We start from the raw sequence: 14,600 nt of genomic DNA on the forward strand, positions 1-14,600 counted from the left end.
TCGGGGACAGACCCCGATTTTTGGAAATATTTCCTGAAACCGGGGTCTGACCCCGGTTTTGGGAAACATTGGCGTCAGGCAGCGGCTTTGTCTTCGGCTTTCTTGCGTTGCAGCACGAAGATCGGCTGGGCCCACTGCGTGTCCTTCTTTTTCTTGCTCGTGATGAGCGTGAGTTCGGAAGGGTCGTAGACGTCCGTGTTGTGCGTCAGCGGGGTCGTCATCAGGTACTGGGCGTCGGTGTTCTTCAGGAACTCGCCGACCAGCTGGATGTTGCGGATGTCCAGGTGGGCGAACGGTTCGTCGATGAACACGAAGCCGCCGGAGCCTTCGTCGGACTTCAGCAGGCCGATCAGCAGCACCAGCGATTTCATCACCTGCTGGCCGCCGGAGGCTTCGCCGTCGTTCATGCCGATCACGCCCTTGCCGTCGAACTTGAAGCGCACGTGCAGGCCGGCCTGCGCCAGCAGCAGGTCGTCGTTCTCCAGTTTCACCGGATCGGCGCTGACTTCGATCTTGGCCAGCTCGCCCAGCTCCTTGATGTTCTTCGTGTACTGCTTGATCGTGTAGCGCAGCCGCTCGATGTAGGCGCCGCGCGCGTTGCCGGTGGCTTCGATCGCGCGGTTGTTCTGGTAGCGGCGCTCCTCGGTCTCGCTCTTGCGCGACGACAGCTGCTCGTTGAGCCGCGCGTACTGGTCGATGACGGTGGCGTCGAGTTCCCAGTCGTCGCGTGCCAGGCTGGCCTGCAGGCTGGCGATGCGCAGGTCGACCTGGTGCGCGTTGACGTGCTGCGCCACCACGGCCTGGCGGCGCGCCGGGCGGCGCCACGCGGCCGGCAGGTGCTTCCATTGCCGGCGCAGCGCCAGCAAGGCGCGCGCGTGGTCGGAGCGCTGGTCCAGCTGGCGCTTGTAGTTCAGGCGCATGCCCGCTTCCGCCTCGGAGAGCGCCATGCGCGCGCCGTTCCACGCGCCGTCGGCACGGGTGCGGGCGACCGTCGCGTTCTTCATCAGGCCTTGCAGCTCGCCCAGGCGCGATCCCACTTCCAGGCGTTCGGAACGCAGCGGCACGGCGGCGCGTACCGCCTCGTCGAATTCATCGGCGCGAGCGGAGAGTTCCTTCACCGCGTCGACACCGGCCACGCGGGCCTTCAGCGCGCTGGTCTCGGAAGCCAGCTTGCTGATCTGCAGCGTGAACTTGTCTTCTTCCGCTTCCAGCGACGGCAGGTTGCGCGCAATGGCTTCCTGGCGTTGCGTGCGGCCGGCGGAACCGAAGCGGTAGCGCGACACTTCCACGAACAGCGAGCGGCCGCCGCGGCGTTCCTTGTGGTAGGCGTCCGGCGTGATCCATTCCTCGATGTTGCCGAGCTTCGCGCCCTGCTCCACCGAATCCACGCGGGTGATGCGCGACAGCTGCTCGATCAGCCATTCCGGCGCGCGCGCCGTGAAGCGGACGACGGACAGCAGGCTGTCGTTCTTCGGCTCGTGCGCCTTCACGCATTCGGGCACGATGAAGTGGCGATAGCGCTCCTTCTCCGCCAGGCGGTAGGCGGCGGCCGCATCGGACGCATTCTCCAGCAGCACCACCGAGGCATAACCGCCCAGCACGCCCTCGACGGCGCCCTGCCACTTCGGGTCGGTGACTTCGACGATATCGGACAGCATCGCATGCGGGATGTTCGCATCGCGCAGCACGCGGCGCATCTGCCGCACGTTGTCCGGCTCCGGCATCGCCGTCTTGCCCTGCAACGCGGAGATGGTGGCCTTGTCGGCCGCGATGCGCGACGACACCGCATCGCGCGATGCGCGCAGGCGCGCCAGCTCCGCTTCCTTTTCTTCCAGCTGCTTGGCCACGTCGGCAATGTCGGCGCCCGCTTCGGCGGCGAGCTTTTGCAGGCGCGACTTCTGTTCGATCAGGCTGTCCAGCGGTTTCAGCTTCGCGTTCAGCGACGACAGGCGCGTCTGCAGCACGGTCGACTCTTGCTCGAGTACCGTTTCCTGCTGCTGCGCTTCCTGCAGCAGCAAGGCCTGGCGTTCCACTTCGCGGCGCTTGTCGGCGATCACCTGGTCCACCTGCGCCAGCGGCTTTTTCGCCTCGCGCAGCTGGCGGCCGATGTTGTTGGCCTTCTCGCGCGCCTCGTGGTACTCCAGCGTGGGCAGCACTTCTTCCTGCAGGTTGCGGCGTTCCTTGTGCAGCGTTTCCCATTGATGGTAGTTGGCCACGCGCAGGCGCAGGCCTTCCAGGTTCGCGCGCGACCCCTCCAGCTCCGCCTCGAAGCGCTTCAGCTCTTCCTCGGTATCGCGCTGGTGGCGCTTCGCCTCGTCGTAGGCGTCGAGCACTTCCTTGTCGCCGAACACCTGGAACACCAGGTCCAGCAACTGGCGCGGCGCGTACTCGCACAGCTTGTCGGTCTCGCCCTGCTCCAGCGCCAGCACCTTCGCCATCGCCGGCGACAGGCCCGCATTCGCCAGTCGCTTCCGGTAGTTTTCCACGCCGAGCCAGTCGTTCGCCTCGGTCACTTCCTCGATCTCGACATTCCCCGGCCGCATCAGGTACTGGCGCTTCCAGTCGCCGCCGTTCTTCTGGATCTGGCAGAACAGCGTGACTTCATCCTCGGAGAAGAAGCCGCTGGAGCGGAACGGCCGGTTCGACAGCTGCCGGCCCTGGGCCCGGTTGTCGACCACGGCGCGCAGCCAGGCGCTTTGCTGGCCGGAGTGGCGGGCATAGTGCTTGTACGTGCGGCCCATCGAGCAATCGAGGCCGAACAGCGTGCGCAGCGCATCGAGCAGCGTGGTCTTGCCGGAGCCGTTCTGGCCGGCGATCGTGATGATCTTGGCGTCCAGCGGAATGTTCTTGATGCGTTGCCAGTAATCCCAGTGGACCAGCTCCAGCGATTTGATGTGAAACATGCGTCAGCTCCGGTTCTCGGTATCGTTGGCGCCGTCGTTGGCGCCCTCGTTGGCGTCTTGGTCGGCGTCAGTGTTGGCGGAAGCGGCGGCGTCGCGGATCGCGGCGGCCACTTCGTCTTCGGCGGCGGGATCGGCCGCGCTGTCATCCACGCTGGCGGTGTCGTTGGCGGCGGCAAGCACGGCGCGCGGGATATGCACGACCTGCGCCGGCGCGCGCTTGAACACTTCGGCCAGCGCGCCGTTGATGATGCGTTCCTTCAGCAGGTCGGTATCCATCAGCAGGTCGAGCAGCGGGCCTTCGACGAGGATGTCGCCGCGCCGCTCGATGAAGCCCAGCTTCGACAGGATGCCCAGGTTCATGTCCATGCGTGTCTTCTTGCCCAGCTTGTCGCCGAAGTCGGCCAGCAGCGCCTTGTACGGGATGCCGATCGACGTGTCTTCGGCGCGCGGTACCGGCTTGTCATTGCCGAACATGTCGTTCTGGTCGTCATCGGCGTGCTGGTGGGTTTCCTGCCGCTCGCGCTTGGGCAGGATGATCAGCGCCCACAGCACCACCAGCAGCGCCACGCCGTCGCGGGCCAGGCCGAAATTGTTGTTCTGCCATGTGTCGCGCGCGCCGAAGATCTTCGGTTCGATCGCGCGGTGCAGCGCCAGCGTGACGTGGTCCGCGTAGACATTGTCCAGCAGCTTCAGGCCGGTGGCGAGCAGGCGCGCATCGACTTCCTGGCGGAACTGTTCGTCCGACAGCGCGCGTTTCACGAGGCGGTCGTCGCGGCGCAGCGTCTGGTGCGTCAGCAGGCGGGCGATCAGAATCTGGGAATCGTCATTCATTTTGTAACTCGCATAAGTCAGCTCGCGGCCTTGTCGCCATCGTTCACATCGAGGGAGAGGCGGGCCAGGGTCATGGCGGCCACCTCCATGTCATCCAGCTGCACCATCATGTCGGTGGGCGCGAACTGCAGCGGCAGGCGCGCCAGTGCGGCGGTGGCGCCCTGCAGGCTTGCCTCGCCCTCGTCGCCCAGCAGCGGCAGCATCGACGCGCGGTAGGACGCCACCGCGAAGCTGGCCGGCAGCAGCGCTTCGTGCACGTTGATGTCCTTCGGCGATTCGTCGGCGATGCTGGGGAAATTGTTCAGCGTGGCGAAGTCGGACAGGCGCGCCAGCCAGTCATCGAGCTCGCGCTGCATGTCCTGGTCTTCGTTTACCGTCAGCGGCGCATCCTCGCCGGACGGCAGGCCGGAGGCGACGACGGCCACGCGCTCGGCCATCAGCTCGGTCTCGGCCACGTCGATCATCTCGGCCGGCGTGATGAACAGCGGCTTCACCGGCTGTTCGATGGCGTCTTCCGCCAGCGAAGCCAGATCCTGGTGCGCCAGCAGCCAGCGCTTGATGTCGGTCGTCGACAGGCCCGACTGGCCCAGGTGCACGCGCTGCCGCTCGATCTGGTTCAGCGCGCGCGAGAACATGCCCTGCATGTTCAGCAGCGAACTCTGGGCCCGGCCGATCGCCTGCGCGGCGCGGTGCGTGGCCGCATCGGCGTTTTCGTCGCTGGTGATGGCGCGCAGGATCTCGGAACCCTTTTCCACCCAGTCGCACGCGGTGTGCCATTTGGCCTGCGACTCGCGCAGGCGGAATTCGGAGCCGGAAGCGATGGCGTCGCGGAATTCGTCGGTCAGGTCGGTCAGGCGGCCCAGCAGGTGCTGCAGCTGTTCTGACGTGACGCCGCCCACCGCCTGCGCGCCGGCCACCTGCGACAGCAGGAAGCCCATTTCCGCTTCGTCGTGGTCCTGGCCCAGGGTCAGCAGCGCGTCGATCGAGGAGAGCACGTTGCGCGCCATCGGCGTCACGCGGTACACGCCCTGCTGCGCATCCCAGGCCAGCAGGCCGTTGGTGCGCAGGCGCATCAGCACCGTTTCCAGGCTTTCCGGCAGCAGGTAGGCCAGGCGCGTGTTGATGTCGGCGCGCGAAAACGCCGACGAGGTGGCGTCGTTGGCCAGCTCGCGCAGCACCAGCAGGCGCACCAGCACGCTCTCGAAACCGCCGTGGAACAGCGCCGTGAACACCTGCAGCAGCGGCTGCGCGCGCTTCAGGTGGAAGACTTGCTCGATCTCGTCGACGGACACGTGCGGCTGGAAATGCGCCTGCAGTGCCTGTTCGTGCTCAATGGAATTGTGTTCGGCAGCCGTGGCTGTGCTGGCTGCCGCATGTGCGGTATTACTCATCGCGCTCCGGGGTTCTGGGCGCCCTGCTGCTTAAACCTTCAACGGCTTGCGAACTCAGGCGGGGACGTGAGTATACCAGTTCCAGCTAGCAAAACCGTTACCGGCGGCAAGGCAATCGTTGCCCGGAAAATGGGGACGGACCCTATTTTTGAGGAAATCGTGCCGCTGGTGTCGGACACCACCAGGTGTCGGACACCGGTTTTTGCCGGCAAATTGGCGATTTTTCAGCACAAACCGATGTCCGACACCGAAAAGAAGGTGTCCGGCACCAGGATTTCGGCACTGTGGCCATTTTTCTGCTTTTATTGCCCGGAAAATGGGGTCCGTCCCCATTTTTCCGGCAACTTTTACTTTTTCACCACCCTGTCAAGTAGTTGCTCGAAGGAATCACCGTCTTCTTCCATGAACACCAGGCGCACCGGATACCATTCCAGCGACGGCGCCAGCCACAGGTCCACCTGCTGGCCCTTGCCCTTCGGCGGCGCCTTGCTGAAGTGGACGGCTTTCACGTCGCCGACGCCGGTCTTGACCGTTTCGGTGCCCACCACCTTGAAACTCCAGGTATCGGCGTTGCGCCGGCCGACCACGTAGAACTTCCATTCCGAGCCGGGCACGAATTTCTGCGGCGTGGCGCGGGCGATGGCGGCCAGCTGCCAGGGCGCGCTGCTGCGATCCTGTTCGCCGCCGTGGATCGGCACCGTGTTGTCGCTGTCGGCCAGGTCGATGGTTTTCGCATCGCGCCGGAAGGTCGTGGTGCCGGCACCCTTGCGGATGCGCTTCTCGTAGTAGGTGTCCGGCGCCAGGCCCCAGGCGTCGACCGTGCCTTCGCTGCGGTATTCGAGCACCTTGCCGAACATGCCGGAGCGGGCTTCCGTCACCAGCGTGTACTTGCCGCCGCCCTGCTGCCAGCCGATCGTGCCGTTGCCGGACAGCGGGATGCCGTGGCTGCTGGCCTTGACCGTGTAGCTCAGCTCCGCCGATGGCGGCAGGTCGAACTTGTACTTCACCGCCGGACGCTCGTCCTGGGCGGCCGCCGGGAGCGACGCTGCGATCAGCCAGGCCGCCAGCACGGCACGGTACGGGATATGTTTCATGTTATTCCTTGGTCAGCTTGCAGGGCGCAGGATCTTCGTGACGGTCTGCGTTGTCACGGCGCCGCTGCGTTCCGTATTGCGGATCTGCACGGGATACCAGTCCAGGCCAGGGGCCAGCCAGATATCGAGCCGCGCGTTGTAGCTGCCGGGCCGCGGCGGGCGCGCCAGGCGCCACGTCACGAGCCGGCCCATTTTCGTTTCCAGCTCCTCCTCGCCGACCAGCACGAAGCGGTACACGGTGGCTTCGCGGTCTTCGCCCACCTGGATATCGATATCGCTGCCGAACTGGTTGACGTCGCCGCGGCCGATCGCGGCAAGCTGGAATGGCACGGTGGCCTTGTCCTGCGCGCCGGCCGCCATCGGCACCGCGGCCGTGCTGGCCGAGAACGTGATGCGCTTGCCCTCGTGGTCGAAGTGCGTGGCCGTCATCGCGCGGCTGCGGCGCTTTTCCGTCATCTTCACGGGGGCGATGCCGCCGTCGTCGATCGTGCCCTCGCTGGCCAGTTCCAGCAGGCCGACCCGCGCCACCAGCACGCTGATGCCGACATCCAGGCCGACCTTGTACGTGCTGCCGTCGGTCTGCCAGCGCATGTCCGCGCTGCCGCTCCATTTCGTGCCATCCGCGTCGGTCCGGTTCACTTCCAGCTCGAAGGTCGCGCTGGGCGGCGGATTGACGCGGAACCGCCGGCCTGGCATCGGTTCGGCCGCCGCGGCCGGCGTGCTGTCGGCCGCCGATTGTACGTCGGCAGGCCGCGGCGCAGCGCCGCCTTGCACCGGCGGTGCCACGAGATCGACTGGAACGGGAGCCGCCACCACGGCCGGCACCGGCCCGGCCACCGGCTCCGGCACCGGCTCGGGAACCGGGTCGGCCGGCGCGGCGATCCGCGACGCGGACGGCACCGGCGGACGCGGACTGGCTGGCGCAGGGGCCGGCACGGGCGCCTGCCGCGGCGGGCTCGCCACCCGCGCCGGCAGCGCCGGCCGCAATTGCGCGCTGACCTTCATCGGCACCTGTTCCCGTGGCGTATCGGCCGTGCCGATGCGTGCCGCCAGCCAGCCGATCGTCACGTAGTGCAGCGCCACCGTGGCCGCGCACAGCACCAGCGCGCGGCGCCGGCGGGAAAGAAAGGAAACGATCGTCATGCCCCCTAGTGTAAACGCTTCCGTTTTTTGCCGGCGATGGTGTCAAATCTGCTACGCTAGGCGCCGAAGGTACCCACCAAAGCTTTGGAGACATGCCATGAGCACACCGCAAATGTCCAACATCCCCGGCGCGGCCGTGATGACGGACACCCTGGATTTCGTGAAATCGCTGTGGGGCAGCATGGGCGTTCCCGGCCTAGCATCGCCCACGCTGTCGCTGGATGAGCTGGACAAGAAGATCAACGACCTGAAGGCCGTGGAAGCCTGGCTGAACCTGAATGGCACGATGCTGCGCAGCAGTATCCAGGCGCTGGAAGTCCAGCGCGGCACGATTGCAACCCTGAAGTCGATGGGCCAGAGCCTGGCCGACTCGATGCAGCAAAAGCCGGGGCGCCCGGAAAAAACGCTGTTCGACGCGAATCCCTACGCGGCCGCGTTCTTCAACCAGTTCGAGCCCGCCAAGGTCACGCCGAGACCGGCCCCGCCACCGGCGCCGCGGCCGGAAGCGAAACCCGAGGCCAGGGCGCAGCCGAAGCCGGCGGCCAGTACGGAAGGCAAGCCCGCCGAGGATGCGCCACCGAAGCCCGACCTCGCCGCGGCGGCGGCCGCACAGATGGCCAACCCCGCCATCTGGTGGAACATGCTGCAGGAACAGTTCAAGCAGGCTGTCTCCACCGCGATGACGCCGGAGGCGAAGCCGGCACCGGCAGCCGCCAGCGATGGCGCCCCTGCCGCCGGTGCGGGCGAGGCAGCGGAAGCCGGGCCGGGACAGGAAGCAAAACCCGACAGCGCCGGCACGGCCCGCAAGGCACCGGCGCGCAAGACGGTGCCGAAGAAGGAATAGCGCCCGCGCCGCGGCAGCTTATTCTCCGGCCGCGGCCGGCGTCTCGGCCGCGCTGTCCGCACTATTCGCACTATTCGCACTATCGACGGCATCCCGGCGCCGCGGCACCAGTTCCTGCAGCTGTTCGACCAGCTGCGCGAATCGCTGCTGCCCGGGCGCCAGCGCATCCACGTGCATCAGCACGCCGTTCGCCTCGATCATCAGTTCTTCGCTGTAGCCCTGCTGCTGCATCAGGTTGATCAGCATCTGCGCCGAGTTGAACAGGATGCGCATATTGTCCGGCAGGCGTTCGCGCGATGCCCGCATCCACGCCACCGCATCGCCGAGCCGGCCGGTCTTCCACAGCAGCGCGCCCTGGTTCATCATCTCCGACGCTTCCTTGCGCGCCGCGGCGATCAGGTCCACGCCCTCCTCGCTCATGCGCGCCTTGTCGAAGATCTTCTGCACCTCGTCGAGCAGCACGGCGTTGTCGTGGTTGTTGCGCACCACGTGGCACAGCAGCTCCACCGGCGCATCCTTGACGCCGACCGCGAACAGCAGCGTGGCCATCTCGATGCAGGTGGCGGTGTGCGGGCGCTTCGGTTCCGCTTCCAGCATCGCCTCGAGCTGGTCGCCGGACTTGCGCGCCCTGCGGTAGTCGCCGCTCTCGTGGTACACCAGGCCCTCGGTGACCTTGCTGCGCAGCTGGACCACCTCGCCAGGGAAATCGCGCTGCGCGATGGCCAGCAGCCGCAGCGCCTCCTTGGTGTCGTTCTTCATGCCGCACACGCGCGCCATGCCCAGGTAGGCGTCGACCGTGCGCCGGATCGAGTATTCGCCGATGGCCAGGCACTTGCGGAACGCATGCTCGGCCAGCTGCACGTTGCCGATGCGCAGCGCGGCGTTGCCCAGGCTGCGCTGGCGCGGCACCGAGTTCGGCGACAGCTTGGCGGCCTTTTCCAGCACGCCGCAGGCATCCTCGTGGCGGCCCAGCAGCTCCAGCGACGCGGCCAGCTGGTCGTAGGCATCGATATAGAAACGGTTTTCGGCGATCACGCCCTGGAACATCTGGCGTGCCGCCTCGTGGTCGCCATTGGCCAGGCGGATCTTGCCCAGGCCGGTGCGCGCCCAGTTGTACTCGCGCTCCTCGAGCAGCCGCTCATACACCACGCGCGCCTTTTCCGGCTCGCCCGCCTTCAGCAGCAGGGCCGCCTTCATGCGCATCAGGTCGATCTCGTGCACCTTGTGGCGCTCGATCTGCTCGTCGCACAGCCGGGCCGCGCGCAGGTAATCCTTGTCGATGTACGCGGCATCGATCTGCTGGAAGACCTGCTTCTTGTGCCATACGCGGTTCAGGCGCGTCAGCAGCACGCCCTCGGTGATCGGCTTGATGATGTAGGCGTCCGGCTGGTGCTCGGCCGCGCCCATCACCGATTCCACGCTTTTCTCGGCCGATACCATCAGCCACACGCTGCTGGGCACCATCAGGTTGCGCACGCGCGCTTCTTCCAGTACCTGCTGGCCATTCTTGCCTTCGCCCAGGTTGAAGTCGCACAGCACCACGTCGTAATGGGTGCGACCGAGCAGCGTCATCGCCTCGCCGCCGGAGGAAGCCTGGTCGATGTGCCGGGCGCCGATATTGCGCAGCGATTCGCGCAGCAGTTGCCGGATGCCGACGAAATCGTCGACGATCAGGTAGCGTTTTTCGCTCCACTCGACGCCGGAGATTTCAGGCACCGGCGCGCCGCTTGCCGTGATGTAGGTACTGGTCATGGCAGGCGGATCAGGGCAGGGTCAGGACAAAGCAGCCGCCGCCCAGCGGGCCGCCGTTCTCCAGGCGGATGCTGCCACCGCGCTGGCGCCGCTTGTGCATCTTCGCCACTTCGCTGGCGAAGAACAGCCCCAGGCCGCTGCTGTTGGTGAGGAAGTTGACGCCCTGCCCCACCACGGCGCCCGCTTCCAGCATCGATGGCGGGAAGCCCATGCCGTTATCCTCGACGCGGAATTCCAGCATGCCGTCGTGTTCGGCGATCGACAGGCGGATGCGGTCGCGCGTGTAGCGCACGGCATTGTTGATCGCGTGGCACAGCACGCCGATCACGAGGTCTTCATCCAGGGTCCACAGCAGCTCGTGGCTGAAGTCGAGGTCGAGCCGGATCTCCTTGGCGTCCAGCAGCACGCGCGACTGGCTGGCCACCTGGTGCACCAGCTCGCCCAGCGGCACAGTGACGGGCTCGAACGGATAGGTGGGCTTGCCCACTTCCTTGTACAGCGCCAGCAGCTGCATCAGGTTGTCGGACAGCCGGCGGGTCTGGTACAGCATGTGCGCCAGCTGCGGGTACGAGGCGTCCTGGTTCGCCTGCGGCGTCTTGCCGAGCAGGTTTTCCAGCGTTCCGCCCAGCACGCTGAGCGAATTCTTCATGTCGTGTACCGTGGAAGCCAGAAACACGAACAGCTCGGGCGAGCCGCCACGATCTTCCATCATTACCCCGCAAAAGTTTCAGTAGGGCAATTATAGCCGTGAACCCGCATGAAATCAGGGTTTACCCGGGTTTCCCAAGGTTTTACGACAACGCTATGGCGCGATTGCGACAGTTTTCCGGCGTGCCTTGAGCAAGAAACGGCCCGGATCGAGGGCGGCGGCCAGCGTGGCCTCGAGCGGCGATGCCAGTCCGTCAAGCTGGCAAGCCAGCAACTCGGCCGCCAGAGGTGCCCAGATCAGCCCGCGCGAGGCATAGCCCAGCAAGCCGTGCAGGCCCGGGTGGCGCACCACGTCGCGCAGGCGCTCCGGCTGGTTTGCCGCGCCATGGTCCGGCAAGGCGCCCACCAGCGGCAACCGGTCCGGCGCCATGCAGCGCAAGCCCACCCGGCCGGCCAGCGGCGCGTCGTCCGGCACGCGCGCGGCACCGAGGATCTCGCGCGCCCGCGCCAGGTTTTCCGCCTGGCTCGATGGCCACAGCGTGCGGTCGGCCTCGCGGTCCGACGTGCGGTCATACGTGGCGCCGACGCTGGCGATGCCGCCGGAGGCGGGCGTCATGTAAGCCTCGCGGCACACCACCAGCGGCAGCGCCGCGAAGGTGCCGGCGGCCAGGTGGGTGACCTGCCCGCGCATCGTGTACAGCGGCAGCGGTGCCGTCTGCGGCAGCTGCATCGCGCCGGCGCCGCATGCGACGATCACGTGGGCACCTTCGGCCAGCACGATGCCCTCGGCACTGCGCACCAGCCACCGCTCGCCCGCCCGCTCCAGCGCCAGCGCTTCGGCATGGAACACGCGCCGCAGGCGCTCGCCGCACGCGGCCAGCATGGCCCGGCAAACCGACGCCGGGTTGGCCCAGCCGCCCTGCGGGAACAGCCAGGCGCCATGCGGCGTGGCGGAACCGAGCAGCGCGGAGGCCTGCGCTGCATCCAGCCAGCGCACATACTCCTCGGGATAGCGCCATGCGCCGGCCACTTCTTCCTGCAATGCCGCGTGTTCCGCATCGCGAGCCAGCTGCAGCACGCCGCACTGCTGGCCGAGGATCGGCGCGCTGCCATCGGGCGCCATGCCGCCCAGCGCGTGCCAGCGGCGCAGCGCGTACAGGTAGGCAGCGCGCGTCAGGCGCGTCGGGATATTGTCGTCGCGCGACAGCAGCGGCATGAAGATGCCGGCCCGGTTGCCGGACGCTTCCTGCGCCGGCTCCTCGTGCCGCTCGACCAGCGTGACCTGCCAGCCGCGCGCGCACAGGCGTTCGCAGGCGGCGGCACCGGCCACGCCGGCACCGATGACCACGGCGCTGCGCACCGGCGGCGCGGGCCGCGGCGGCTGCGGCTTGCGGCTCGTGTAGCGCGCTTGCAGGGGTTCGGTTTCGGCATCCCACGAAAAGCCGGCGGCGCGCAGGGCACGGCGCCAGGCTTCGTCGCCCAGGGGGGCCTGCAGCCGCGCGCCCGGTACCGCGAGCCGCGCCAGCGCCCGCAACGGTGCCTGCGTCGAGGGCACGATGAATTCGCCGACCCGCGCATCCAGTTCGGGCAGCATCGCTTCAGCCTCGCCCAGCACGATGTCGACGAGGGTACGGCCGCCATCGAGTTCCAGCCGGTGCAGGCCCGGTACCGCCACCAGGAAATCCGCCCGCCAGTGCGCGGCGAGCTCCGTGTCCGCCACTTCCGGCAACGACGGCATCACCGCGATGTAGTGCAGCCTGTCGTGCAGCCCGTCTCCGGCCGCGCGGGCCGCAGCGAGGCGCTCCGTGTCGAACGCCAGGTCGAGGATGACGCGGTCAGCCAAGGCGCGCGCACTCCGCATGCCGGAAGCAGGCGGCATCGTGGTCGTTGACGATGCCGATACCCTGCAGGTAGGCGTACACGATGGTGGAACCGACGAACTTGAAGCCGCGCTTGCCCAGGTCCTTCGAGATGCGGTCGGACAGATCCGTCTTCGCCATGCGGTCGGCCGGAGTGCCGATGTGGTTGCGGATCGGCTTGTTGTCCACCCAGCCCCACAGGTAGCCATCCAGTGTCTGCCCCTGCTCGCGCAGGCGCAGGTACGCCTGCGCATTGCTGATGGCCGCGGCCACCTTCAGGCGGTTGCGCACGATGCCGGGGTTGGCCAGCAGTTCGGCCACCTTGTCCGGCCCGTAGGCGGCGATCCGCACCGGATCCCAATCGTCGAACGCGGCGCGGTAGGTGTCGCGCTTGTTCAGGATGGTTTCCCACGACAGTCCCGCCTGGGCCCCCTCCAGGTTCAGCATCTCGAACAGCCGCCGCTCGTCGTGGCAAGGCACGCCCCATTCGTCGTCGTGATAGGCGATGTAGCGGGGATTGGCGGGATTGGCCCAGGTGCAGCGGACGGCGGTCGACATGGCGGCTGGCGGCAAGTTGAGGAAGCGCCAGTATAGTGGAGCTTACTGCCCCGCCATCTGCCGCAGCTTGCGGCGCAGTTCGCGCTCGCGCCGCTGTTCCTCGTCCCAGTCGTGGACGATGCCCCGCCACAGCGACCACGCCATCAGCATGATGACGACCGTGAACGGCAGCGCGAACACGATGGTGGCCGTCTGCACCGCCTTCAGGCCGCCGGCCAGCAGCAGGCTGAGGGCGATGCCCGCGACCAGCACGCCCCAGGTCACCTTGACGCGCGCCGGCGGATGCGGATTGCCGCTGGTGCTCATCATGCTCAGTACCAGCACCGCCGAGTCGCCGGACGTGACGAAGAACACCAGCACCAGCACGGTGGCCACGACCGACATCGCCGCGCCCCCCGGCAGCGCCTGGAACATCTGGAACAGCGCGGTCGACACGTCCGCCTTGACCGCTTCGGAGAGCGGCACGTGCTGCCATACTTCCATGTACAGCGCGGTACCGCCGAAGATGGAGAACCACAGGAAGGCCGCCAGCGACGGCGCCGCCACGGTACCGATGATGAATTCCCGGATCGTGCGCCCGCGCGACACGCGGGCGATGAACAGGCCCACGAACGGCGACCACGAGACCCACCAGGCCCAGTAGAAGATGGTCCAGCCGCCCACCCAGTTGGTGTCGCGGAACGGCGTCATGCGCAGGCTCATGCGCACGAATTCGGACAGGTAGGTGCCTACCGTGTTGGTCAGCGTATCGATGATGATGACGGTCGGCCCGAGGACGAAGACCGCCAGCGCCAGCAGCGCCGCCAGGATCATGTTGGCGTTCGACAGGATGCGCACGCCCTTGTCGACGCCGCTCACGGCCGAGGTGACGAACAGCGCGGTGGCGACGACGATGATGATCACCTGCGCAGTCTCCGTGTTGGGCACGCCGAATACGGACGCCAGCCCGCTGTTGATCTGCAGCGCGCCCATGCCCAGCGAAGCGGCCACGCCGAACGCGGTGGCGATCACGGCCAGCGCGTTGAACAGGCCGCCGAGCCGTTTCGGCCAGCGCCACGGCAGCGCATCCGTCACGGTGCTGATCAGCGAGCGGCCGTCGCGGCGGTACAGGAAGAAGGCGATCGCCAGCGCGACGATGCTGTACACCGCCCACGGGTGCACGCCCCAGTGGAACAGCGCATGGCGCATGGCGGCATTGGCCGCTTCCGGCGTGCCGGGCCGGATGCCGGGCGGTGGCGCCACGTTGAAGTGCGAAATGGGTTCAGCCACGCCCCAGAACACCAGGCCGATGCCCATGCCGGCCGCGAACAGCATCGAGAACCAGCTTTTGGTTGAAAATTCCGGCGTTTCATCTTCTCCGCCCAGCTTCAGGTCGCCGTAGCGGCTGAATGCCAGGAACAGGGCGAACAGCACGAGGCCCAGCACGAGCCACAGGTACAGCCAGCCGAAGTTGCGGGTGATGGCGGCCAGCAGCATGTCGAATTGCGCAGCCATGGTGTCGGGCGCGAGCACGCCCCAGATGACGATCAGCAGGATGAACCCCGCCGTGAAAAACAGTTGCATGAGACCTCCTTGGA

The 14,600-nt window shown here is 67.1% G+C and carries 11 protein-coding genes; 1 reads left to right on the forward strand and 10 read right to left on the reverse strand.

The features are described from left to right. Positions 1-74: 74 nt before the first annotated feature. From EYF70_RS25735 to EYF70_RS25755, 5 genes are all read right to left on the reverse strand, one after another. On the reverse strand, positions 75-2,903 hold the full coding sequence (locus tag EYF70_RS25735) for an ATP-binding protein (RefSeq protein ID WP_131147927.1): 2,829 nt from the start codon (positions 2,901-2,903) through the stop codon (positions 75-77). Between the two features lie 3 nt (positions 2,904-2,906). Then, on the reverse strand, positions 2,907-3,734 hold the full coding sequence (locus EYF70_RS25740) for a hypothetical protein (RefSeq protein WP_229420561.1): 828 nt from the start codon (positions 3,732-3,734) through the stop codon (positions 2,907-2,909). A 17-nt stretch (positions 3,735-3,751) separates the two neighbouring features. Next, entirely contained in the window at positions 3,752-5,125 is a 1,374-nt protein-coding gene (locus EYF70_RS25745) for a hypothetical protein (protein WP_229420562.1), read from the reverse strand. A gap of 347 nt (positions 5,126-5,472) precedes the next feature. Continuing rightward, entirely contained in the window at positions 5,473-6,219 is a 747-nt protein-coding gene (locus tag EYF70_RS25750; RefSeq protein WP_131147928.1) for a DUF3108 domain-containing protein, read from the reverse strand. A gap of 12 nt (positions 6,220-6,231) precedes the next feature. Next, positions 6,232-7,362 (reverse strand): DUF3108 domain-containing protein, encoded by a 1,131-nt coding sequence (locus EYF70_RS25755; RefSeq protein ID WP_131147929.1) that lies wholly within the window; start codon positions 7,360-7,362, stop codon positions 6,232-6,234. 97 nt (positions 7,363-7,459) lie between these two features. Here EYF70_RS25755 and EYF70_RS25760 point away from each other — a divergent pair, with 97 nt between their 5' ends. After that, a complete protein-coding gene (locus tag EYF70_RS25760) occupies positions 7,460-8,206 on the forward strand; it encodes a PhaM family polyhydroxyalkanoate granule multifunctional regulatory protein (protein ID WP_131147930.1) in 747 nt (248 codons plus the stop codon). 18 nt (positions 8,207-8,224) lie between these two features. Here EYF70_RS25760 and EYF70_RS25765 read toward each other — a convergent pair whose 3' ends face one another. The 5 genes from EYF70_RS25765 to EYF70_RS25785 all read right to left on the reverse strand — a co-directional run bounded on the left by EYF70_RS25765 (position 8,225) and on the right by EYF70_RS25785 (position 14,586). Next, on the reverse strand, positions 8,225-9,958 hold the full coding sequence (locus EYF70_RS25765; protein ID WP_131147931.1) for a tetratricopeptide repeat-containing response regulator: 1,734 nt from the start codon (positions 9,956-9,958) through the stop codon (positions 8,225-8,227). Positions 9,959-9,968: 10 nt separating this feature from the next. Continuing rightward, a complete protein-coding gene (locus EYF70_RS25770) occupies positions 9,969-10,670 on the reverse strand; it encodes a sensor histidine kinase (RefSeq protein WP_307722080.1) in 702 nt (233 codons plus the stop codon). A 90-nt stretch (positions 10,671-10,760) separates the two neighbouring features. After that, the gene (mnmC1, locus tag EYF70_RS25775) at positions 10,761-12,449 is read right to left on the reverse strand and encodes an FAD-dependent 5-carboxymethylaminomethyl-2-thiouridine(34) oxidoreductase MnmC1 (RefSeq protein WP_229420563.1); all 1,689 of its coding nucleotides are present in this window, start codon (positions 12,447-12,449) and stop codon (positions 10,761-10,763) included. Further along, complete coding sequence (locus tag EYF70_RS25780; RefSeq protein WP_131147932.1) at positions 12,442-13,023, reverse strand: DNA-3-methyladenine glycosylase I; 582 nt, start codon at positions 13,021-13,023, stop codon at positions 12,442-12,444. Before EYF70_RS25780 ends, mnmC1 begins: the two co-directional genes overlap by 8 nt. A gap of 42 nt (positions 13,024-13,065) precedes the next feature. Beyond that, positions 13,066-14,586, reverse strand: coding sequence for a BCCT family transporter (locus EYF70_RS25785; protein WP_131147933.1), 1,521 nt, complete (start codon positions 14,584-14,586; stop codon positions 13,066-13,068). Positions 14,587-14,600: the final 14 nt, after the last annotated feature.

The sequence above is a fragment of the Pseudoduganella albidiflava genome (assembly GCF_004322755.1).
Classification (GTDB): domain Bacteria; phylum Pseudomonadota; class Gammaproteobacteria; order Burkholderiales; family Burkholderiaceae_D; genus Rugamonas; species Rugamonas albidiflava.